The following is a 22,491-nucleotide window of genomic DNA, read 5'->3' as shown; positions in this document are numbered from 1 at the left end:
TGCGCATGCTGGCCCGTGCCTTGGCCTGGTCCCGTCCTCAAGTGCGATGCCGAGGGCAAGGATGTTTGACCGAGTTGGTATCGGGCGTATACTCTGTGCCATGAGAGGTCTGACTCCCATCTGCCTTCTCTCGACTCGCCAAATGACGAACACGTACCGGATTTGTGTCTGTAGCCATCCTGGGCCACGCGATACTCCGAGCTGGTATCGATCCTCTCTGTGAAACGGCTGCTGCTGATTGACGGGCATTCGGTCATCTACCGGAGTTTCTTCGCGTTCGTTCGGAACCCTCTACGCAACTCCAAAGGGTCAAACACATCCGCGGTCTACGGATTTGCGCAGACGCTCAAGAAGTTGCTGGACGAGATGAAGCCTGACTACTGCGCTGTCGTCTACGATGCTCCGGGCCGCACGTTCCGCGACGAGAAATTCAGCGAATACAAGATGCAGAGGCCGCCTGCGCCCGAGGAATTGACACCACAGATGCCGATCGTAAAGGAGATGGTGCGGGCATGGGGAATTGCCGGCTTTGAGGTGCACGGGGTCGAGGCCGATGATGTGCTCGCAACGCTGGCGCGGAGATTCCAGGGCCGGGACTTGAGCGTTACGATTGCCACATCCGATAAGGACATGCTCCAACTTGTTGGCAGTGGTCTGAATGTCTACGACCCGTGGAAGGAGAAGCGATACGAGCTTGAGGATGTAAAGGAGAAACTTGGAGTGGAGCCGAGGCTCGTGCCCGACTTGCTGGCGTTGGCCGGGGACAGCTCAGACAACATCCCTGGAGTACCGGGAGTCGGACCCAAGCGAGCAAGGGAGATACTGACGCGTTGGGGTTCACTGAGAGAGGCACTGACTCACGATGAACGTGTGCGCGAGCACGCTGCGGTCGCTCGTTTGAGCCTGGAGTTGGCGCAGGTCAGAGCTGATGTGGACGTCGCCGCGGACCTTGAGAGTCTGACGCCTCGTTCGCCGGACGCGGCCGCACTGCAGGCAATCTTCACCGAGATGGACTTCCGGGGAATGGCGGCACAGGTTGCTCCGCAGGTAGAGGTTGAGGTCAAGGTTCAGGGCAGACTGGACCTGGGTGCACTCAAGCGAGCAGGGAAGCTCGGTATGTGTCTTGAGCCGGGTAGGGGTCTTTGGGTGAGCAGCGAGGCGGAAGCCGTCACGCTGGTCGAAGACCCAGGTATCCAGAGGGCCGTGCTGTCTGACCCGGTATTGCTCAAGGTCGGGTTCGACCTGAAGGAGCAGGTGAAGGCGGTGCATCAGGCAGGCCTGGACGTGGCCGGACCGCTCTTCGATGTTGGCGTGGCCGCGTGGCTCTCTGACCCGAATCGGCGCGGCCTCACGCCCGAAGAAGTAACACTGCAGGTGCTCGGCAGTCACGTGGCTCCGCTGTCCTGCCAAGCCCGCGCGGTTCATGCGCTGACCCTATGCGGCGCGCTCGGACCGCAGTTGCTGGCCCCGGGACTGGCCACGGTGGCCCGGGAACTGGAGATGCCACTGGTACCGATACTGGCTGCGATGGAAGAGCGAGGCATCAAGGTGGACATCGCGGGACTGAGTCGGCTCGAGGTGCAGTTGATGACTGACTTGAAGGCGATAGAGCGCCACGTGTACCAGTTGGCCGGGCACGAGTTCAGCATCGGCTCGCCGAAGCAGTTCGGAGTCGTGTTGTTCGAGGAGTTGAAGCTGGCGCACGGGAAGCGGACCAAGACAGGTTATTCGACCAGCGTGGACGTCCTGAACGAGCTAGCCCCGAAGAGCGAGGTCGTGCGCGAGGTTCTCAGGTATCGTGAACTCACCAAGCTGTGCAATACCTATCTTGAGCCGTTGCGGCTTGCCGCAAGCGAGAAGACACACCGCGTTCACGCCACGTTCAACCAGACCGGCACCGCGACCGGCCGGCTTTCGTCATCCGACCCGAACCTTCAAAACATCCCGATACGGACCAAGCTCGGCAAGCAGATACGCAGTGCGTTCATCGCCGAACACGGCAGCGTGCTGATCTCAGCGGACTACTCCCAGATCGAGCTGCGAGTGCTCGCACACCTTTCCGGTGACGAGCAACTTGCCGAGGCGTTCAGGCGAGGAGAGGACATCCACGCCCGGACTGCTGCCGCCATCCTGAACAAGGACATCGGTGATGTGAAGCCGGAGGATCGGCGGCTGGCCAAGGTCGTCAACTACGGTCTTGTCTACGGAATGGGCGACTACGGCCTGTCGTCGCGGGCCGAGATTCCGATTGAGCAGGCTCGGGCCTTTCTCGATGAGTACATGGCGAGGTTCTCAGGCGTGGCCGAATGGCGGGAGAAGACTATCGAGGAGGCGAAGCAGAGCGGTTTCGTGCAGACCATATCTGGTCGCGTCAGACCGACGCCCGGGATATCTGACCGAAATCGGGCCGTTGCCGAGGCGACGAAGCGGTACGCTTTGAATGCACCGGTTCAGGGCTCGGCGGCCGACATCATCAAGAGCGCGATGCTCGGTCTTGAGGAGCGCTTGGGGACGAAGTCCGGGACCGGCATGATACTGCAGGTGCATGATGAGTTAGTGTTTGAAGTCCTCGAAGCCAAGCAGGATGCTGCACACGATGTCATCCGGTACGAGATGGAGCATGCCTGGAAGTTGGACGTGCCGCTTGTCGTCGAAACCGGAGTGGGGTGCAGTTGGGGAGAAGCGCATTGACAAGGAACGGGCGAACTCAGAAGTCAGAAGCCAGAAGGCAGATTGAAGAAGTGCCGGCCAAGACACAGTCTGCAGACAAGCATCAGATGAAGCGGCGAGTGATGTTCTGCTTCGGGACCAGACCCGAGGCCATCAAGCTGGCGCCGGTCATCCAAGAGCTTACTCGTCATTCCAGGGAGCTCGAACCCGTCGTACTCGTGACGGGCCAGCACCGACATATGCTGGACCAGGTGCTGCGTGTCTTCAACATCAAGCCGGACTACGACCTTGACCTGATGAAGCCGTGCCAGTCTCTTGCCGATGTGACTGCTAAGGTGCTGCTTGGAGTCGAACTACTACTGCGACGCGTCCGACCGGACATAGTGATAGTGCAAGGAGATACCACCAGCGCTTTCGCTGCTGCCCTGGCGGCGTTCTATCAGCAAGTCCCGGTTGGACATGTTGAGGCCGGGCTCAGGACTGGTAACACGGACTCGCCCTTCCCGGAGGAGATGAACCGGCGATTGATCAGCGGCATTGCCGACCTGCACTTTGCGCCAACCCAGGCAGCGAAGCGGAATCTCCTTGCCGAGGGGGTAACACGTTCGCGGATTCATGTGACCGGGAACACAGTGGTGGATGCTCTCAAAGCTACGCGTGTGAGCAAAGCGGAGTGCAGTCTTCCCGTGCTGGACGACATCGCCCCGCGGCAGCGGGTGGTTCTGGTAACGGCACACAGAAGAGAGAGCTTCGGGAAGGGCTTCGAGCACATCTGCCGGGCTCTGAGGGCATTGGTTGCGAGGAACGCGGACATCGACATTGTCTACCCGGTTCACCTCAATCCGAGTGTCAGGAAGCCGGTGCGCTCCATTCTGGGAGGCGTGGCGAGAGTGCACCTGATCGAGCCGCTGGAGTATCTGCCGTTTGTCAGGCTCATGGAACGGTCATATCTGATCCTGACCGACTCGGGCGGCATTCAGGAAGAAGCCCCGGCCTTGGGCAAGCCCGTGTTGGTGATGCGAGATGTGACCGAACGGCCCGAGGCGGTTGAAGCTGGGACCGCGAAGCTCGTTGGTACGGACCCCGAGGCGATCTTGTCTTGGGCAGAGAAGCTGCTTCACTCCGGATCTGCGTATCGCAAGATGGCGTGCGCCCACAATCCCTTCGGCGACGGCCGTGCGTCTGCCCGCATCGCGGCAGCACTTCGCCGGTTCCTTCTGCAACCCGAGAGCCGACAAACAACTGCCAATACGCCATGCAGACGCAGGACAATGTCACCCGGGCCCTCTTTGTGACTTGGTGTCTTGGTGGTAGACTCGGATCTCCGTCCTTGGGCTGTTCCGTAGCGAATTGACTTTGCCGCTTGGTTTCCTAGACTTCCAGCGTGAATAGACTGGTCAAGTATCTCAGCGTCATCCTCAAGTGGCGCCGTCTCATCTTTTGGAATACGGTGACTCTGACCGCGCTGGCGATTGTCGTCAGCTTCTTGCTCCCGCAGCGGTACACGGCTGCCGCTCAGCTTCTGCCACCGAGTGACGAACCCGACATTTTCGGCCTCACAAGCTTGCTGGGTGGAGGGGCGGGCGGCAGTCTGGGCAAACTGAAGGCCGGACTGATGGGTACTACGTCGAGTTCCGACCTGACCGTGGGGATACTTGGTAGCAGAACCGTGATGCAAAATGTTGCGGAGCGTTGCAGTATTGCCACCTACTACCGGATGCGCGAGCCCACGCCCGAGAAGCTGGTGCGCAAGCTGAAGGACATGGCGAGATTCACGGCCTCAAACGACGGGATTGTCAGGATAGCCGTTGAGGCGAACTCCCGCCAACTCGCGGCACGGGTGGCGAACACGTTTGTTGCCGAGCTTGACAGCTTCCTGCGCCACTCAAACATCGGCCGTGGGCGCAACATGAGGGTTTTCATCGAGAAGCGGCTTGGTCAGATGGACACGGGTCTCGCGGCTGCCGGCGAATCACTGAGGGTATTCCAGGAGGCCAACAAGGTGGCCTCAGTAGAGGAGGAAACCAAGGCCGCCATCAATGCCTACGCGAAACTCAGGTCCGAACTTAGCGTGCAAGAGGCGGAGTACGAAGCCGCCAGGTCCAGGGCGAACGATGATAACCCCTACGTTGACAATCTCAGCCGTCAGATAGCCGCTTCACGTGATGAGTTGCGCAAGCTGGAGCGGGGTAGCGGAAGCAGCGGTTTTGGGGTTGGCTTCGGCGTATCATTCGAGTACCTGCCGGCGGTTGCCGCCCAGTTCGCCCGCAAGTACTTGAACTTCAGGATCCAACAAGAAGCGTACGCGGCGCTATACGAGCAGTACGAGTACGCCAGGATTCTTGAGGCTCGCGATGCACCTGCGCTGACCGTATTGGACTACGCCCGTCCTCCTGAGCGTCGCAGTTTCCCGATTCGGTCCAGAATCGTGATTGTTGTCTTCTTCTTCGGTTTGGCCGCCGGGTGCGTCTTTGCCTTCGGCGCCGAGTACTTTGATGACTTGAGACTCAACAAACCTACTGAGTACGGCGGATGGGCACAGCTCTGGGCGGAGTCTCGGCGAGTCGGCGCGCGTCTACGGGGAAGGAAGCGGACCCGTGGCACGGCCGATGTGCCCTGAGCGCAGCCCAGGCGCAGGGCAGCGCCGCGGGTCCATCCTCAGCAACACTTTCTTCCTCGCGCTTGCCGACGTGGCCGGTCGCTTCGTGTCGCTCGTCTTCTTCGCGCTCGCCGCACGCCACTTGGGAGTCGCGCAATTCGGGGTCCTTTCGTTCAGCTTGGCTTTCGTGAGCATGTTCTCAGTTCTGTCCGACTTGGGGATAGGTACGCTGGCAATCAGAGAGATAGCCCGGGACCGTTCGGTCGCTCATGGTCTCGTAAACAGGGGAATCACGATCAGACTGCTCGCCTCGACCGCAGTGGCATTCATCGTGGTGGCAGCAGCAGCGTTGCTGGCGTACCCCGCTTCCACCGTGCATGTCGTCGCCATCTGTTCCACAACTGTCATCACTGGGGGCGTGCTCCTCTTCTACACCAGCGTCTTGCAGGGATTCGAACACAACTCCTACACCGCGCTGGCCAGGGGGGGGCAGACCGCAGTGATGATCGCGGGTGCTCTGCTTCTGGCTAGGCATACGTCCACCGTTGCAGGCTACGCGCTTGTGCTTGCCTTGGCCAGCTCGCTTGCGGCTCTGGCGGTGTCGATTGTCGTGTGGTGGAAGTTTGCACCCCTGTCTCTTGACCTTGGCGTTAGGCGGTGGCTACCGATGCTGCGTAGCGCCGTCCCTTTTGGCATCGCCTCAATTCTGGTGGCGTTCTACTACTGGAGCGGGTCGACCATCTTGTCTAAGATCGCTGGTGAGAAGGCCGTGGGTGAATTCGGGGCGGCCTACAGACTAGTGGCCGGTGTAGGCTTCCTGGGCGCATCATTTGCGGGCGCGGTGTACCCCGTCATTTCGAGAGTGTTCACATCCGAACCGTCACGCTGGCCCGGCGCCGCCGGACGCGCCCTTAGCCTGATCCTTGATATGGCAATCCCTCAAGCCGTATTGGGGCTCGCGCTGGCCGGGCCCGTGATCGGGGTCCTGTACGGCCCGGGCTATGAGGGGTCGGTGCGGGTAATGATGGCGTTGGTGTGGTGGGGAGCATGTGCCACGATGAACTCGATGCTCAGCAGCATGCTGTTTGCGAGCGACCGACAGCGTATGGTCACTAGGCAGGCTGCCATCAGCGTGGCAGTCAGTCTTGTCCTGAACTTCTTGTTGATTCCAAGGCTGGGAGCATTGGGAGCGGCCGTGGCACTCTCGGTCGCTGAGGCCGCCGGCATGGTTTTTCTGCTGGCAAGCTGTTACTGGATGCCCGCGGGCGGGCGTCCCACCAGTGTGACGTCGTCCCTTGTGCGAGCTCTCTTTGCTGCGAGTTCCGCGGCCTTGGCAGCAGCGTTCAGCGCTCGCTGGCACCCGTGGGCAGCCATCGCGATCGCCCTACCTGCGTACATCATGTTTCTGGTGCTACTCGGCGGCGTGCGGCCCGAGGACCTCCAGACCTTGAGGGCCGCAATGCGGAGAGTCAATGTCTGAGTACGTTCTGCACAGCACTGGCGGCCTTTCTGGGCGCCGGCTGCACTGGTTTCTTGCCGCGGAGGCCGTTTGTTTGGTCGGTGCCGGGGTCGCTGTCTGGCTCTTTGACGCTAGGCTCTCCCTTGTGTTTCTGATTGCTCCCTTCCAGCTTGCGGTGCTCGCTCTGTGCTTCAAGTCTGATACACGGCTGCTTGCGTACTTCGTTGCAGTTCTGCCGCTGACCGCTCTTGAGCTCATTCCCTATAGCTTCATGAGCTTCGTAATGTACGGGGTGGTGCTGGGACTGATTGTGTTCCTGCGAGCTACTACATTCATCGATGCACACCGGGAATCGTCCGCGAACAGAGCCACAGCTTGGCACCGCACGGCGCTTGTCCTGCTTGGCGTGTGCGTGGGGCTTGCACTGCTGAATGCCTACGCTCACGGGCGGCAGTCCCACTTCGTGGTCAGCTACTCCGTGCTTGCGGTCCAGGTGTTGCTACTCGTTTGGCTGGCTGTCGATGTCCCCAGGTCGATTGGTGAGCTCCGGCAGATCGTCTACGTGGTGTTGACCAGCTACGCGGTGATGTGTCTGGCGTTCCCACTTGTAGCGACTCAGGTCGGGCTGGGTTCGGTCGGCAAGGGGTTCATCGTTGGTCACTCCTCCGTCAACCTGAACGCGGTGGGAGCGCACGCAGCGGCATTCACGCTGGTCGCGCTCGGCGCGGCCTTGGACGCGCGCCGGAACGTCACCCGTGCACTGCTGTTCGTGGCGGCGCTCCTGCTTGTAGTCGTGCTGGTCTACACCAAATCCCGTGGAGCTTGGCTGGGATTCGGGCTGGCATTTGTCTATGTGATCGCCCGCACGCGGTCCTTCTGGCTGATTCTGCCAACCGCAGCCGTGCTCGTTCTGCTGCTGTCACTGGACGTATTGCACGGGGCTCTCGCTAGCAGAGTTGAGGCCACATCGACCGGCGACCCGTCACTGCTAGGCAGGCTTCTGCTTTGGAGGTACGCTTGGGTGGTATTCAAAGATAACTGGCTACTGGGCGTCGGTTTGGAGAACTTCAGGTTTGTGAAGCAGTTCTACGGCTGGCCGGAACCGACTTGGTACGCGGTACGCTTCAATAGCCACAACCTCTTCTTGGAGCTCCTCGCGGACCTTGGCATCGTAGGGAGCGTCTGCTTCTGGTGGCTGTTCGGCGGAGCGTTCGCGCGTGTGGATCGAATCGTACGAAGGCCGACATGCGTAGGGCGGAATTGGCTGGCAGTGGGTCTGGGCGCGGCACTGATCTCGTTCGCCGGGCACGGGTTGTTCGACTGCATCATCTGGCAGCATGGAGCCTTCATGGCTCTTGGGCTTCTCATAGGAATGTGCTTGTGCCTCGAGAGGCTTGAGAGTTCGCAGCCCGCGATTCCGAGTCAGCGCTTTCGCCCGGAGGGGGCTGACAATGCGGAGACGCTTTCGTAGATTGCCGAAGCCGTGCGCTCCCAGGTGAAAAGGTCCGCCCTGTGGCGGCCGGCCTCGCTCAACCGTGTCGCCAGAGCGGGGTTGTCCAGCAGTGCCTGCAGTTTGTCGGCAATGTCCTGGACTGATAGCGGGTCGAATAGTATGGCGGCATCTCCAGCCACTTCCGGCAGGCTCGATACGGAACTGCAAACGATTGGCGCTCCGTGCAGCATTGCCTCCAGGACCGGAAGTCCGAATCCCTCGTAGAGAGAGGGACAGGCCAGTAGTTGACAATGTTTGTACAGGCTCGACAAATGCGCGTCTGGGACTCGGTTCAGCAGCGTGACGCGTGATTGCAGGCCCTCTTCTGAGATCGCGCGTGCGGCGTGGCTCAGTTGTTCGATGCTGCCGTCGCCCACCAGAACGAGCTTCAGGTTCCGTGTACCGACAACACGTGCGAATGACCGGATCAGCCGGATGACGTTCTTGTGCGGGGCGTGGCTACCCACATACAGGATGTAAGGGATGAACTGCTTGGCGTAGTCGGCCGCTGCGTTGGAAGGCAGCAATCCAGGGCCGCAGTAGCCGACCGTTATCCTCTGCCGGGGCAGGATGCTCGCTGCAGCGAGGTCTTCCAGCGTGCTATGTGAGTCAGTGACAACCCAGTCAGCGCAACGCAGGGTCTGGAGTCCGGCCCAGAACGATACCTTCTCAGTGATCGGGTTCAGTTCGCGTACCTTCAGGGGGGTTAGGTCATGAACGACAGCTATCGCTGGCAACGGAGCCGCAATTGGGACGGCTGGCGTCAGGCAAAGCAGAGCATCGTAGCTTCCGTTGCAGTACGCGCGAAGTCTCGTCAGAACCCAGGTAAGTCTCCGGATGCGGAACCGGACGTTCTCCGGGATGGCGATGACCCGTCCGCACTCTGACAGAAGCTTCGGATTAGGCGTGAGGACGGTAAGCTGGCAGCGAGTCGCCAAGTGAGGGATGACTCTGCGGACGTAGAGCGAGATGCCAGCATCTGCACTGGCGTCGAACGGTGCGCTGATCAGCAGTCTCATGGCACTAGATCGAGAGGTAGTTGTGCCATCAAGCGCCGTACGGGAGCTGCTCTGCCGATGTTGCACGATGTCATGTCTACCCTCGCCGTGCGCGTGGCAGCAGTCGCAGCAGTACGTCCTGCACTATTGCCACGTTGGCGGCCGCGTCATAGTGTCGCTCGGCGTACGCGCGTCCAGAGATCGCCAGGCTGTTCCTGAAGGGTTCGTCACACAGCAGTCGAAGCACTGCGTCCGCAAGCGCTCTCGGGTCGCGTTCCGGCACTAGTAGTCCGGAGACCCCATCCTCGATGAACTCAGAAATGGACCCCGACCGGGTCGTGACGACCGGAGTGCCGCAGGCCATGCTTTGGATACTCACCATACCTACCTGCTCGGCCCACGTGGGCACAGTCAGTGACGGGACGACGACGACCTTGGCAGCTCTGAAGTAGTGCGGCAGGTCACAGTTCGGGAGGGATCCGAGCAACTGCACTCGGTTATCGATGCCATGCGATCGCGCGAACTCGGTGATCTCCCGGGCTAGCGGGCCATCTCCGATGAAGGCCAATGTCGCTTCCGGCTGGCTTTCCTTGATGAGCTGGAATGCACGCAGAAGCTGTCGCACACCCTTCTGTTCAACCAGTCGGCCCACAAAGAGGATGACTTCACTGCCCTCTGGTACGGCGGCGAGAGGACCATCTGGATTGAATAGTCGCAGGTCCACGCCCCATGTAGCATAGAGTTCGCGTCTGATTCGGCCGGCCGGAACATGAGCAGCGCGCAGGTTGCGCACTGCACCCTCATTGCCGGCGAACACCGCCGCGCTCTTGTACGAGTAGAGAGATAGGAATGAACGGAGCAGGGGGGCGAGCACGATCCCGACCGGAAGGCCGCGTCTGCGTGCGTACTTGACGTCTGGACGGATGTTCTCGAATGTGGGAAAGTAGAATGGCTTCCTCAACAGGCCGGCCGCCAGCATCGCTGCGCACGAGAGTCTGAAGCCGGGAGGGAAATCGTAGGGTTCCGACCCTTGGATGATATCCGGTCTGACCTTGAGCAGACCAAGTAGCAGTTCGGGCGTGCTCCTGAATCTCATGTAGTGCCCGCTCAGTCTGTCCTTGCGGATGTCTGGGGCAAGCTCGCCGTAGAAGTGCCACACTTCAAACGCATCAAGCCACCGCAGTGGTTCGCAGAAATCAGCCCTCGCCACGGTCGTCACAATTGCCAGTCGGGGCTTTGCGGCCAATCCATGAATGCCGATGGGACGGATGATAGCCTGGGCTCAGCGTCTGTCAATTCCGCCTCGCGCGGTTGTTGACCACAATTGTGAGTGCACTATACTGCGCAGCAACATGTTCCCAAGAGGCTCAGTCGCATGCCTTGGTCGACCTGACCCAGGTCGAAGACCGTGCGGTAGGACGGCAGCGAGGCACGCGCTTTGCGCCCGACAGGAAGTTCCGGTGCCGTCCATTCGGGATGGTGACTGATGCGCATCGGCATTGACGCTGTTCCGTTCGCGTACGAAAGTGCGGGCGTTGGCCGCTATCTAAGCAACATCCTGGAAGAGATGCAGGCGCTGGCTCCGGCAACCGAGTTCCTGCTTTACTCCCCTATGCCGATTGCGGTACCGATGTGTTCTGGAAACTGCCGTTTGCGGGTAGTGTCTGCCGGGCTGTCACGACGTCCGAGCATCTGGGCGCAAGTCGTCTTACCGGACGCGCTGGCCGCGGACAGAGTTGACGCCTACTGGAGCCAGCCGACCAATCTACCAATCGCTGCGAGACACCGGTGCTTCCGGGTTCTTACTGTGCACGACTTGGTGCCATACGTGAAGCCAGAGAGCATGCGTTTCTGGGCGTGGCTCCGTATGCGGCTCATGTTGGGCCTCGAGGCCCGGGCTGCCGACGTTGTGGTGGCCGATTCGCACTCAACTGCCAGCCAAGTCCATCGTTACCTCGGGGTGGGCAGTGACCGGATGCGTGTGGTGTATGCTGCGGCTCCGTCTTGGTGCCGCCCGGTGCCGCGGCGCGAGGCAAAGGATGTGGTAGAGGGCGAACTCGGGTTGACTCGGGACTACATCTTGTGCGTCAGTACGATCGAACCGAGGAAGGACCACCTGACCCTGCTGCGAGCCATTGAGTCCGTTCCGGAGGCACCACAGCTTGTCCTCGCGGGTGGCACAGGCTGGAAGAGCCGGAGGATTCTGGAGCGGATACAGGATCACGAGAAGTCAGGACGTGTCAGGTACGTCGGTAGGGTAGATGATGGCCTGCTGCCTGCGTTGTACTCCGGAGCGATGTTCTCCGTGTATCCATCTACCTACGAAGGCTTCGGTCTACCCGTGCTTGAGTCGATGGCATGCGGGTGTCCAGTTCTGAGTAGTGATTCGTCGAGCCTGCCGGAAGTTGGCGGAGATGCTGCGCGCTACTTCCACGCCGGCGACGCGATGTCCCTATCCGAGGGGCTCAGAAGGTTGCTCGGGAGTATCTCGGAGCTCTCTTTGATGGCGGAAGCGGGCCTTGTCCGCGCCAGGTTGTTCAGCTACCGCCGAGCGGCTGAGGAGGTTCTCCAGGTCATACGAGAGGGACTCGGGTGGCAGACCTGAGTCGCGGGCGAGTTAGGATTCTAGCCGCGTGCTGTCTTGGAGGTCTCGATGTCCCCATTGCGCGTTGACCCGTAGGGCTTCGCCGGTATAATGCGTCTAGTGAGTCCCGGAGTCGGTCGTGCCTGCGAACGCGTCTGTCAGCTAGCGTGACGCGACCGAAAGTCGCTCTCGACGCACGTCGTGCCGTGCGTCCGATGACCGGGATTGGCCATTACGTTCTTGAGCTTGCCAAGCGGATTCCGGCCTTGGCACCGGATTTGGAGATTCAGTTGCTGGCGGACCGTCCATTCAGTGGAGGTGCATTGCCGGGCGGGTGCACGCAGGTCGTTCTTGGCCGCTCTGTTGGTGACTTCACTCCACAAGCGCGATTGTACTCACCGCTGTGGCTGAACACGCTGGTCCCTTCCTACCTGAAGCGGAACGGCGTTTCTCTGTATCACGGCACGAATTCGGTGGTCCCGTTGCTGCCCCCTTGCAGAGTCGTGTGCTCAGTGCACGATCTGTCTTTTGTCGGACTGCCTGGAGCCTACGGCCCCGTGTATCGATCATACATGCGGGCCCAGGTGCGTATCGCCCTAGGGCGATCGGACGTGGTAATCTCAGGGTCGGATTCCGCGCGCAACGACTTGGCTGGCGCCTTGGGTATTGCGCGTGATGACGTCGTGGTCATCCATCATGGCGTTGGCGACGAGTTCCGCATCGGGCACGACCATGGCTATCTGCGTCGAGTGCGCGGCCAGTTCGACCTGCCGGAGCGTTACATACTCCATGTGGGAATAGTGGAGGTTAAGAAGGGAATAGACACGCTTCTGGAGGCGAGCGCAGGTGTCATCTGTTCTGGACTCGCGGATGCTGTAGTCATCGCTGGTCGGGATGGCTTGGGCGCGCGCGAGATTCGCGACCGCGCATGCCAACTTGGTTTGAGTGACAGAGCCATGTTTCTTGGTTTCGTGCCACAGGACTTGCTTCCGGGTCTCTACTCGTCGGCATCAGTCGTCGTCTTCTCTTCGAGGTACGAGGGTTTTGGCCTGCCCGTGCTTGAAGGGATGGCATCAGGCGTGCCGGTGATAGCGGCAAACACATCTTCCATTCCGGAGGTGGCCGGCGATGCCGCGATTCTGTTTCCAGCGGGAGATGCGGGACGGCTCGCCGATGCACTACGAGCTGTCCTTGGTTGCGCGCAACTCAGGTTAGATCTGGTGCGCCGTGGCATGGCGCGAGTGAAGCAGTTCTCCTGGGAGGAGTCAGCCGCGAAACACGTCGCTGTCTACAGAAGGGTCCTGGGCATCAATTGACGGAAGGGCCTGCCGGCCGCAAAGGAGTTTGATGTCTTTCGACACGCTTGCCGTGCTGCTGTTCTGGATTCCGCTTGGGATACTAGGCTACCACTGGGTCTTGTTTCCAGCCGTCCTTTGGATCTGGAGTCGAGTGCAACCGAGAAGGTACATAGACGTCGTCGACCCTGATGCGCTACGGGTGTCGCTCGTCATGGCCGTCTACAACGAGGAGTCCATCATTGCGGACAAGGTCCGCAACTGCCTTGACCTGGACTACTCCGTCGACAGGACAGAGATACTCATTGGCTCTGACAGCTCAACTGACCGAACCGAGGAGATCATTCGATCCTTTGGGGATGCCAGGATCCGTTTGCTGCGGTTCGAACCGCAGGCCGGAAAGACTGTTGTGCAGAATCGACTGCTGCAGGAAGCAAGCGGCGATGTCGTACTGTGCACGGACGCCGACTCGATGCTCACGCGTGATTCGCTTCGGCTGATGCTTGCGCATATGCGTGATCCAAGGGTTGCGGTCGTGAATCCCCGCTATGTGCGCGTCAACCGCGAAGGCAGCCCCGCAGAGGGTTTCTACGACAAGTGGGAGTCCAAAGTCAAGGAGTTCGAGGGTAGACTAGGTGCTATGGTCGGCTGCAATGCCTACGCCAACATGATACGCAAGGAGTATGCGACTCCTATCCCGGACGATACGATCCTGGACGACTTCGTGCTTGGTATCAGGCCATTCAGGTCGCGAATGGATGTGGTCTGCGAGCCAAAAGCGATCGTCACCACTCTTGCTGAGTCAGAGTCCGTGGAGTTCTCACGAAAAACCCGCATCAGCGGCGGCAACCTTCAGGCTTTGATCCGTTGCTTCTGCTTGTTGTCGCCGAGGTATGGGCGCAAGGCCTGGGTATACTTCTCGCACAAAGTCCTGCGGATGGTCGTTCCGCTGCTGCTGCTTATGATGCTTGCTGGGTCGGCGATCGAGGCGCGGCATCCGTTCTTTGCGGTTCTCCTTCTACTGCAGGTGGCCGGCTACATCACTATCCCACTGGTGTTTGCATCATCAGGACGTTTCCGCAGGCTGCTCATTCCTCAGTACTATTTGCTCATGAACGTAGGTCTTGTCATTGGCTACTGGCGCTACCTGTTCAGACGTGAGCAGTATTGGAGAAAGACACCGCGGACACCTTTTGCCTCACCGCATGCGGCGGACGAGGAGTCCAAGAGGAGAGAGACCGTTGTTGCTGAAACCAGACCCCGGTAGTTCCGCCAGCGCCGTGAAGCGCGTCCTAGACGTCGACGGCTGCCAGCGTCGCGCAATGGCAGGGCAGCGGATTTCGTTCCTACGGACAATTCGCAATGCGTCACAGATGTACCTCAAGCACCTTAGGTACACGGACCGCGAGGTCCAGATGTATCGGCGACGTTTCGAGATGCTTAGGGATCTTCTGGCGTTCTCGACAGGGAAGTCCGTGTCTGGGGTGCGCGTGCTTGAGGTCGGGTGCGGCCAGCGGGCAGTGCTCCCGCTCCTCTTTGCGGCAAATGGAGCCGAGGCCAGCGCGGTCGACGTTGAGATACCGACCTATCAGCTAGGCTTCCTGCGTTTCTTCGAGGTGCTTAGGCGCAACGGACTGCACCGGGCGATCAAGGGTCTCTTGCGCCACACGTTGTTCGATCGCCGGTTCTTCAGCACTTTGGCGCTGCAGTGTGGCGTGAACCTCGATCCGTTTCCTGCTTTGGACGTCGAGGTGATGGATGCGGCTGGTGCCGGTCTGCCCGGAGAACGGTTCGACATGGTATTCTCCTTCCATGTACTTGAGCACGTCGTCGACGTCGAGCCGGCCGTGAGGAACATGAACTCGGCGCTCAAGTCGGACGGCATCGGTTTTGTCGTGATTCACCTCTTTCCATCGCTTTCAGGAGGGCATTGCATGGATTGGCAGTACGCGCTCGACCCGACCTGTCCACAGTGGGGTATCCCGGCTGATGTCCCTCCGTGGGACCACCTGAGAGACAACAGCTACCCCGCGGACTCGTACCTGAACAGGCTCCGTCTTACCGACTATCGGCGCTTCTTTCACAAGGAAACGGAAGTCGTAGCCGAGGAACGCACTTCGGAGGGTGTGGATTTGCTCTCACTCGCTCCGAGGGAGTTGCTGACGGAATACAGCCGCGAGGACCTTACTACTGCATTCGTATCCTTTACATTCCGAAAGAAGCAGGACGCCGATCTTCGTCCGCCGCGGCCAGTTCCCACCAAAGACCAGCACTGCGCATAACGTCTGATGTCTACGATAACGGTGGGTAGAGCGAATGGCCGTTGTGTGGCTGTCCTTGTCGGTCGAACCGCTGCTGGTGTTTCCACGCGTCACTGCGCTGTCGGCATTGGCGGCACGTGGCTCTTGATGAGAGAGTTGTCCCGCCATACATACTGCGTTTGCATGGATGGTGTTGTGGAGTTGGCACTGGTCCTTTCGTCGGAAGGTTGGCCTGAGACGGGTACCGGTTCGTCTAGGTCGAGCCCGGTGTGTGAGAAGCGTCATGGAGAGAAACGAGAAGTGTCCGAGAACGGGAGGTCGTTCATGTCTAGACTGCGCAATTTCGGATTCGGCATCATGATTCTCCTGGCTGCCGCGAGTTCTGCACAAGCGGACTTGGATTTGGCTGGCGACAGGCTTGTTCTCGACGCGACTGTCTGGACAAGCGGCCACGTGTGGATGGCGGAAGAAGGCGGCCTCTCACGCAACGAGCTCGCGTTCGAGCGAGTCGATGCCGTCGCCGGTCTGACCGGGCGCGTGACTCCGGGCGTCTCGTTCCGGCTGAGTGCCGACGTCGGTCGCGCGGAACCGCGGGACCTGTACCTTTCCCTGACGTGGCGTGGCCGGCTGGGGCTCCGCGCCGGGCAGTTCCTGCAGCCGCTTGGGATGGACGCCATGACTGAGCCCGACAGTCAAATCCTCTCCGGGAATGCGTTGCTGATCAGCTACGCCAAGCCGCTCGGGACACGGGACATTGGCATACTTGGGACTTGGGACGCAGACCGCATCTCAGTCGCGGCCGCTGTCATCAATGGAAGCGGACCCAATGCTGGTGAGGCTAACGGTCGGAAGGATCTTTGCGCGCGAGTAGCCGTCAGACCTGCGTCGACCGCGAACGCCACTCTCGCGCTACGAGCCTACCACGGATGGCCTGGTGCGTCCGAAACCGCCTGGCAGACTGTGGCTTTTGAGGCGAGTGCGGCCCGGGGTCCGTTGGAGCTGCAGGCGGAGTTCCAGAATCACCAGGGGCCGGATGCGCGGAACAATGCGGGGTATGTGCAGGCGTACTTGAGCACGGGCCAGCTGCAGCCCGTTGCCAGGCTCGACCTAGTCCTGCCAAGCCGTAAGCGCGCCGACTGGATGGCCACCGCGGGCATCAACGTTCGGCCCTTCTCTGCATGTGACGCGTTCAGGGTATTGCTGAGCTGTTCCTATCGACGCAACTACCAGGACAACTGGAGCTTTCTTGCCTTCCTTGTTCGGTTGCAGGCAGCGATCTGATCCAACTGCTGGCCGGGAATGTCGGCCTGACGTTGATGCTCGCTGGCGCGGCCATGTCCCGGAGGCTCGTACATCTTCGACCATAGACGCCGACAGCCAGACAGTGCGACGTTATGTCTGTTGCGGTTGATGTCTATCTTCGGGCGCGGCACTTCTTTCGGCGTTCCGGCACAATGGCAGCCACTCGGTCGCGCAGGCCTATTTCTGGTTGCTGTCACACAGCCCGGCGTCGCTGATACAACGCCTGGCTTACTGATCCGTACTGCCCCGCAACTGAGATCCTATAGCCAGAAGTTCTCGCTTGAGCCAGAGGAGGGTTTGGCGGTGGTCGGCGGAAGCAATGGCGGCGGTTGGCTTACTTGACATCTCGGCGAGGTGGCGGCGGGCGCCGGCGACGGTCAGCTTCTCGGTGCGGACCAGGTGCTTGATGAGCTGCAGGCGCTCAAGCTGGGACTCGCTGTAGATGCGGCGACCGGCGGAGTTGCGGATCGGTTTGATGGCGAATTCCTGTTCCCAGTAGCGGAGGATGTGAGGCGCGATGTCAAGCCTCCGGCAGATTTCTGTCACGAGGTAGTGCTTGCCCTTTTTCACTTCCATATCTCCTGGCGCGGGCTCCGCCGCAGGAGCCGCTCCATGCTGTCGCGAGGGGAGACGCCCTCGTACAGCATTCTGTAGACCTCTTCGGTAATCGGCATCTCGACCCGTTGGCTCCCAGCCAGACTCCGTGCCGAGCGAGCAGTCGTCGCTCCCTCGGCAACGCCCGCCAGAGATGACAGCGCGTCGGTCGTAGGCTGGCCCCGCCCGATGGCGACTCCGAGCGCGTGATTCCGCGAGTGGTCAGAGAAGGCGGTGACAATCAGGTCGCCCATGCCGGACAGGCCGGCAAACGTCAGGGGGTTGGAGTTGAATGCAAGCCCCAGCCGGGTGATCTCGGCCAGCCCTCGCGTCAGGAGCGCCGCCTTGGCGTTGATGTGCAGTCCGATTCCGTCAGCAACACCCGCAGCGATGGCGATGACGTTCTTTAGAGCAGCTCCCAGTTCAACCCCGACCACGTCGCCGTGCGAGTAGACCCGCAGGTTGCCGCCGGTAAACGTGTCTCGTACCGCTGCCGCTGCGGTCTCGATGACGGATGCAGCGACTAGTGAGGTCGGGTCGCCCAGGGCAACGTCGTAGGGAATGCCCGGGCCTGCCAAGACGACGACCGGCAGGGCGGGCAGCGCCTCGTTGATTGTGACCGACAGCCGTTTCAGGGACTTCGGCTCGAAGCCCTTGGTTACGGTGACCAGCGCCTGCGGTACGGGCTTGAGTGCCTTGACCGCCTGGACTACACCTGCCAGACTGTCGGAGGGCACGGCGAATACGACCATCTGGGCGCCCGCTATGGCCCTGCCCAGATCGCCGGTCACCGCAACGGCCTCAGGCAGGGTCGCGTCTTCTGGCAGGTCAGGGTGGCGTCGGGTCGAAGTCAGGCGGTCGATGCTGGTCTGGCTAAATTCCCAGAGCGAGATCTCGTGTCCATTTGCTGACAGCCGGATTCCCAGCGCGAGCGCCCAGCGGCCTGCTCCAACGAATGCGATCCTCATGCTTTTCGAAACAGCTTGATCCAGAGTCCGAGCCGTGATTCAGTTCCCGCAGCCAGGCGCCTGATGTTCGCTGTGTGTCGGGCAACGATGATGAGTCCGACGCCCAGAGCGAACACCAGCAGGGCGGCGTCGCCTCGGTAGAACAGCGCGGTCAGCAAAGGCAACATGACTGCCAGTGTCAGGGAAGATGCAGATATGAAACCAGTTACAGCAAGTACCAATACAAAAACTCCAAGCCCGGCAAAGAGACTGCGGGGGCAGAGCAATGCGGCGACCCCGATTGTTGTTGCCACGCCCTTGCCTCCGTTGAACCCGAGCCAAGGGCAGAAGACATGGCCGAGGATTGCTCCGATGCCGACCAACGACGGCACCAGGCCGAGGCCTCCCGAGACTGCGGTCGGGACCAGTCCTTTGGCGGCGTCGAGCAGCAGAACCGGTACCGCCCAGAACCAGCCGATGGTGCGCTGGACGTTGGTGAATCCGATGTTGCCGGAGCCGTGCCGGCGGATATCGATTCGGTTCAGCCGGCCGGCGATGTACCCGAACGGGATGGAGCCGAACGCGGCGCCGACGATGAGCGAGAGGGCAACCGCGAGCATCATGTCGGATGGTCTCCTCGGGCGCTTCTGTGCGGTGCGGTCATGGTTGAGTCCAAGATAGCCGCCGACCGTCTGATGTCAAGCAACTGCGGTTGTTGACACGAGCCGGATGCGGCAATATGGTTTTAGAGAGAGGTTTGAGTTGAGCGGCTCCGAACCACAGTACGACCCGCGGCGGACCGACGAGAAGCCGGTCGCATCTTCGTCATCCCCGCCCGAGCTGGTCTTCAAACCCGATGTACAGCAGGTCGTGCGGGTCGCCCGCGTGCGGACGTTCTCTCTCCTTGCGGCTGCCATACTCATGATCATCGCGCTCGTCCTGATCATCTCGTATCGTCCTCCACCAGTCAAACTTGCGAACTCCGAACCACCCAGGGGTTCGGCTCTGCCGATTGAGAGCGTGCCGCTTGCCAACCCGCAGGCGACGAGCCGGCCCGCTCCAGCGCCGCGCCCTGCGACCGGCGTCCATATCGCCCGCTCGGCGTTGGCGGCCGTTGATACTTTCGTAAACGCCGCCGGTCAGAAGTGGGCGCGCGCTTCCGATCTACTATCGCCGGGGCCCGTGACCCGTGACAACTCACAGGAGGTAGCGGACGGATTTCGCAGGGCCGTTCTGCTCGCCGATAGTGCGCGGCGGGACATTCAGTCGGCAAGGCAGCGGGGAGAGGCTATTCGCAGTGCGTCCCGACAGACCGAATCGCGTCTCGGTTTTCGCCTGAGCGTTCTGTACGCGGCAGTTGATCGCTACTTGAAGTCATTGGACGAGGATGCGGCCGACCGGCATGCATACTATGTCAGGTCGGAGGCCGCGGTCGAGGCCTTGCTGCGTTTGGACGGCGCCGAGTTTGAGATACAGCAGAACGTGGCAACGAGGTACCTGCGCCACTCCGAGGAGATGCAGCCCAGTATCAAGCGACTGGCGGAACAGATGCGCGAGGCGCAGCGCAACATTGACAATGCGGGTCGCTAAAGAGCTTCGCGCGCGGTTCTCTCTCGCGGGGGTTGTCCTGGTGATGGCGGGATTCTGCCTGTTCGCGGGCTGTCGGTTGCCGACAACAGTCTACGGTCAGCTGGCTCTCAAGCCCGGTGAGGAGGGCGATGTCCGACTTGCCCGGGTCGAGTTGCACGACAGTGCGGCGTGGGATTCCGCGCCGGTGTATGCGGTCGCGCCTGAAGCAGGCGGGCAGTTCTTCCGGGCAGCTTTCGAGTTTCCGGTTGTCGCTCCGGGTCCGTACTACGTGCTGGCATGGCAGGACCGTGACTCCAACGGCAGGGTCAGTGATGGTGATCTGGTCGGAGTCCACGGTGACAGCAATCAACTGCGTCGGCCCGGCGCGCCGGTGATTGTGTACAAGTACTGGACGGTAGACGCCGGCGAAATCCAGATGTCGACCTACGAGGTGCTCGAGGTCAATGCGTCCGGCATGAGGTCCCAGTCGGGCGACACGACCAGCTTCAGCTACAGCTTCAACCACGACGTGACATTGAGTTCGCTTGCGCTGACCTTTCCGGGTCAGCCGACTCTGCCTGACCCGTCGGCTGCAGGATACAAGGCTGCCGATTCCTTCTACGTGTCCGGAGGCTGGAGCATGGGCGGCCAGATGCCGGTCGGGCTGCACCAGCTTGAGTTCCGCGGTGCCTTCAAAGACACGACCTTCGCGCTCAGGGTAGCCGTCTCGGTCGAGTAGCCGGTTCGCCCCCGGCGTTGAACCCGGCCTCGAGCAAGGCTTCATCGGCTTGACTGACCGGCGGCAACTCCTATCATTTCCTTCAATGGACCTCATAGAGAGTCTAGTCACAAAGAGCGAGAGGAAGATCCTGCTCGTCGTGCTCGACGGCTTGGGCGGGCTGCCCCGCAACGGCAAGACCGAGCTTGAAGCGGCCTCCACGCCCAACCTGAACGATCTGTCCCGCCGGTCTGACCTCGGGCTCCTGACGCCGGTGGACGTCGGTATCACGCCCGGCTCCGGTCCCGCACACCTCGCCTTGTTCGGGTACGACCCGGTCAAGTACGATGTGGGGCGGGGAGTGCTCGAGGCGCTCGGCATCGGGCTGCATCCCGCGCCTGCTGATCTCTGCGCCCGGGCCAATTTCGCGACCCTCGCGGCCGGCGGCACGCTCCAGGACCGCCGCGCAGGCAGGATTCCCACCGACCTCTGCACCGAGCTTGCGGCGCGACTGCAGACGGCGATTCCGGCGATTGATGACGTGAAGGTGATTGTCAGGCCCGGTATCGGCCATCGGTTTGTCGTAGTCTTCCAGGGGTCGGGTCTTTCAGGCGGCCTGGCCGATTCTGATCCGCAGCAGGACGGGCTCAAGCCGCTCGCGGTTTCGTCACCAGATCCGGCCGCGGCCAGGTCAACCCGCGTGGCCAACCGTTTCATCGAGCTCGCCGCCGGCGTGCTCAAGGACCAGCACAGCGCCAACTTCGTGCTGCTGCGCGGGCTCGCCCAGCCGCCGGCGATTCCCTCGATGCGGGACCGGTTCAAGCTTGCGCCGGCCTGTGTCGCTGCCTACCCGATGTATCGGGGGCTGGCAAAGCTCGTGGGAATGGACGTGCTCGAGACCGGAGGAACGTGGGACTCCGAAGTGGAGACACTGCGCCGGCACTGGAACAGCGGATACGACTTCTTCTTCCTGCACCTCAAAGAGACGGACAAGGCAGGTGAGGACGGCGCCTTCGATGCCAAACAGGAACTGGTCGAGCAGTTCGACGACGAAGTGCTGCCCCAACTCGAGGCGCTCAAGCCCGACGTGCTCTGCATCACCGGCGACCACTCCACGCCGGCGGCCAAGGCCGGTCACTCCTGGCACGAAGTGCCGATGCTACTCGCTTCGCACTACGTCCGGCCGAGCGAGCCGCACGAGGGTTTTGGCGAGCGCGCCTGCGCACGCGGTACCTACGGCCGGTTGGAGTCGGTCAGGCTGATGAACCTGCTCCTGGCCCATTCACTCAAACTCAAGAAGTTCGGAGCATAAATGCCTCAACGTCGAGCCATCATTTCCGTCTGGGATAAGACCGGCATCGTGGACCTGGCCCGAGCGCTCGCCAATGCCGGGTACGAGATTCTCTCTACGTCCAAGACCGCGGCCGCGATTCGCGACGCGGGCATCCCGGTGACCGAGATCGCGCACTACACCGGTTCTCCTGAGATACTTGGGGGAAGGGTGAAGACCCTGCATCCGAAGATCGCCGGCGGCATCCTCACGACGCGGAAGGACGACACGGTCGAGCCGATCGACATCGTGGTCTGCAACCTCTACGCGTTCGAGGACGGCCTGGCACGCAAGGCGACCCACGACGAACTCGTGGAACTGATCGATATCGGCGGCGTGACCCTGCTGCGGGCCGCAGCCAAGAACCACGCCTTTGTCACTATCGTGCCTGACCCCAAGTACTACGCGGCGATCATCGCCGAGCTTGCCAAGTCGGGCACCACCAGCGCCGATACGAGGAAGAAGCTTGCGGCCGAGGCCTTCCAGATCACCAGCCGTTACGACACGGCCATCGCGCGCTACTTCCAGTCGGTCACTAACTAGAACAACGATGGTCAAGTCCGGATTCTCCTGTAAAATCCATCTCAGGCTGTCAGTTTTTGGCCGGTGGTCCGAAGGCTGGACTCCCTTTTCTGTTCGGCCATTCCCAGCGCCCGTCTGAGCGTATCCAACT

The 22,491-nt window shown here is 61.1% G+C and carries 19 protein-coding genes; 14 read left to right on the top strand and 5 right to left on the bottom strand.

The window, feature by feature from the left end; genetic code table 11:
* The first annotated feature begins 219 nt into the window (after positions 1 to 219).
* The 5 genes from FJY68_06745 (at position 220) to FJY68_06725 (ending at position 8,199) form a co-directional block, all read left to right on the top strand.
* A complete protein-coding gene (locus FJY68_06745) occupies positions 220 to 2,691 on the top strand; it encodes a DNA polymerase I (protein MBM3331536.1) in 2,472 nt (823 codons plus the stop codon).
* Positions 2,692 to 2,792: 101 nt separating this feature from the next.
* On the top strand, positions 2,793 to 3,965 hold the full coding sequence (locus FJY68_06740; GenBank protein ID MBM3331535.1) for a UDP-N-acetylglucosamine 2-epimerase (non-hydrolyzing): 1,173 nt from the start codon (positions 2,793 to 2,795) through the stop codon (positions 3,963 to 3,965).
* Between the two features lie 89 nt (positions 3,966 to 4,054).
* Entirely contained in the window at positions 4,055 to 5,290 is a 1,236-nt protein-coding gene (locus tag FJY68_06735) for a hypothetical protein (protein MBM3331534.1), read from the top strand.
* Positions 5,268 to 6,749, top strand: coding sequence for a flippase (locus FJY68_06730; protein ID MBM3331533.1), 1,482 nt, complete (start codon positions 5,268 to 5,270; stop codon positions 6,747 to 6,749). The genes FJY68_06735 and FJY68_06730 overlap by 23 nt, the downstream gene beginning before the upstream one ends.
* Complete coding sequence (locus FJY68_06725) at positions 6,742 to 8,199, top strand: O-antigen ligase family protein (GenBank protein MBM3331532.1); 1,458 nt, start codon at positions 6,742 to 6,744, stop codon at positions 8,197 to 8,199. The genes FJY68_06730 and FJY68_06725 overlap by 8 nt, the downstream gene beginning before the upstream one ends.
* Here the strand turns inward: FJY68_06725 and FJY68_06720 are convergent.
* Together FJY68_06720 and FJY68_06715 are read right to left on the bottom strand one after the other, a co-directional pair.
* On the bottom strand, positions 8,151 to 9,239 hold the full coding sequence (locus FJY68_06720; GenBank protein MBM3331531.1) for a glycosyltransferase family 4 protein: 1,089 nt from the start codon (positions 9,237 to 9,239) through the stop codon (positions 8,151 to 8,153). The two genes, FJY68_06725 and FJY68_06720, sit on opposite strands and share 49 nt — an antisense overlap.
* Positions 9,240 to 9,315: 76 nt before the next feature.
* Positions 9,316 to 10,428, bottom strand: coding sequence for a glycosyltransferase (locus tag FJY68_06715; protein MBM3331530.1), 1,113 nt, complete (start codon positions 10,426 to 10,428; stop codon positions 9,316 to 9,318).
* Positions 10,429 to 10,704: 276 nt separating this feature from the next.
* Between FJY68_06715 and FJY68_06710 the strand changes: the two genes are divergently transcribed.
* From FJY68_06710 to FJY68_06690, 5 genes are all read left to right on the top strand, one after another.
* Positions 10,705 to 11,823, top strand: a complete 1,119-nt coding sequence (locus FJY68_06710; GenBank protein ID MBM3331529.1) for a glycosyltransferase family 4 protein — start codon at positions 10,705 to 10,707, stop codon at positions 11,821 to 11,823.
* A 146-nt stretch (positions 11,824 to 11,969) separates the two neighbouring features.
* The gene (locus FJY68_06705) at positions 11,970 to 13,118 is read left to right on the top strand and encodes a glycosyltransferase family 4 protein (protein MBM3331528.1); all 1,149 of its coding nucleotides are present in this window, start codon (positions 11,970 to 11,972) and stop codon (positions 13,116 to 13,118) included.
* 31 nt (positions 13,119 to 13,149) lie between these two features.
* Positions 13,150 to 14,364: a glycosyltransferase gene (locus tag FJY68_06700; GenBank protein MBM3331527.1), complete on the top strand. Its 1,215-nt coding sequence runs from the start codon at positions 13,150 to 13,152 to the stop codon at positions 14,362 to 14,364.
* A complete protein-coding gene (locus tag FJY68_06695; GenBank protein MBM3331526.1) occupies positions 14,303 to 15,379 on the top strand; it encodes a class I SAM-dependent methyltransferase in 1,077 nt (358 codons plus the stop codon). The genes FJY68_06700 and FJY68_06695 overlap by 62 nt, the downstream gene beginning before the upstream one ends.
* Positions 15,380 to 15,682: 303 nt before the next feature.
* The gene (locus FJY68_06690; protein MBM3331525.1) at positions 15,683 to 16,639 is read left to right on the top strand and encodes a hypothetical protein; all 957 of its coding nucleotides are present in this window, start codon (positions 15,683 to 15,685) and stop codon (positions 16,637 to 16,639) included.
* 249 nt (positions 16,640 to 16,888) lie between these two features.
* Here FJY68_06690 and FJY68_06685 read toward each other — a convergent pair whose 3' ends face one another.
* Genes FJY68_06685 through plsY form a run of 3 tightly spaced genes read right to left on the bottom strand, consistent with a single transcriptional unit; the run spans position 16,889 to position 18,824 of the window.
* Positions 16,889 to 17,236 (bottom strand): MerR family transcriptional regulator, encoded by a 348-nt coding sequence (locus FJY68_06685; protein ID MBM3331524.1) that lies wholly within the window; start codon positions 17,234 to 17,236, stop codon positions 16,889 to 16,891.
* Entirely contained in the window at positions 17,227 to 18,222 is a 996-nt protein-coding gene (locus tag FJY68_06680; protein MBM3331523.1) for an NAD(P)-dependent glycerol-3-phosphate dehydrogenase, read from the bottom strand. The genes FJY68_06685 and FJY68_06680 overlap by 10 nt, the downstream gene beginning before the upstream one ends.
* Positions 18,219 to 18,824 carry a glycerol-3-phosphate 1-O-acyltransferase PlsY gene (gene plsY / locus FJY68_06675; GenBank protein MBM3331522.1) on the bottom strand — a complete coding sequence of 202 codons (606 nt, stop codon included), beginning with the start codon at positions 18,822 to 18,824 and terminating at the stop codon, positions 18,219 to 18,221. The genes FJY68_06680 and plsY overlap by 4 nt, the downstream gene beginning before the upstream one ends.
* A gap of 106 nt (positions 18,825 to 18,930) precedes the next feature.
* Here plsY and FJY68_06670 point away from each other — a divergent pair, with 106 nt between their 5' ends.
* From FJY68_06670 to FJY68_06655, 4 genes are all read left to right on the top strand, one after another.
* Positions 18,931 to 19,791, top strand: coding sequence for a hypothetical protein (locus FJY68_06670; GenBank protein MBM3331521.1), 861 nt, complete (start codon positions 18,931 to 18,933; stop codon positions 19,789 to 19,791).
* Positions 19,778 to 20,509, top strand: a complete 732-nt coding sequence (locus FJY68_06665) for a hypothetical protein (protein MBM3331520.1) — start codon at positions 19,778 to 19,780, stop codon at positions 20,507 to 20,509. Before FJY68_06670 ends, FJY68_06665 begins: the two co-directional genes overlap by 14 nt.
* A gap of 85 nt (positions 20,510 to 20,594) precedes the next feature.
* Positions 20,595 to 21,800, top strand: coding sequence for a 2,3-bisphosphoglycerate-independent phosphoglycerate mutase (locus FJY68_06660; protein MBM3331519.1), 1,206 nt, complete (start codon positions 20,595 to 20,597; stop codon positions 21,798 to 21,800).
* Positions 21,801 to 22,361 carry a hypothetical protein gene (locus tag FJY68_06655; protein ID MBM3331518.1) on the top strand — a complete coding sequence of 187 codons (561 nt, stop codon included), beginning with the start codon at positions 21,801 to 21,803 and terminating at the stop codon, positions 22,359 to 22,361.
* Positions 22,362 to 22,491: the final 130 nt, after the last annotated feature.

The sequence above is a fragment of the candidate division WOR-3 bacterium genome (assembly GCA_016867815.1).
Lineage (GTDB): Bacteria > Hydrothermota > Tepidihabitantia > Tepidihabitantales > Tepidihabitantaceae > UBA2258.
Note: the sequence above shows the minus strand (reverse complement) of the source record. Positions and strands in the feature narration are given on the sequence as shown.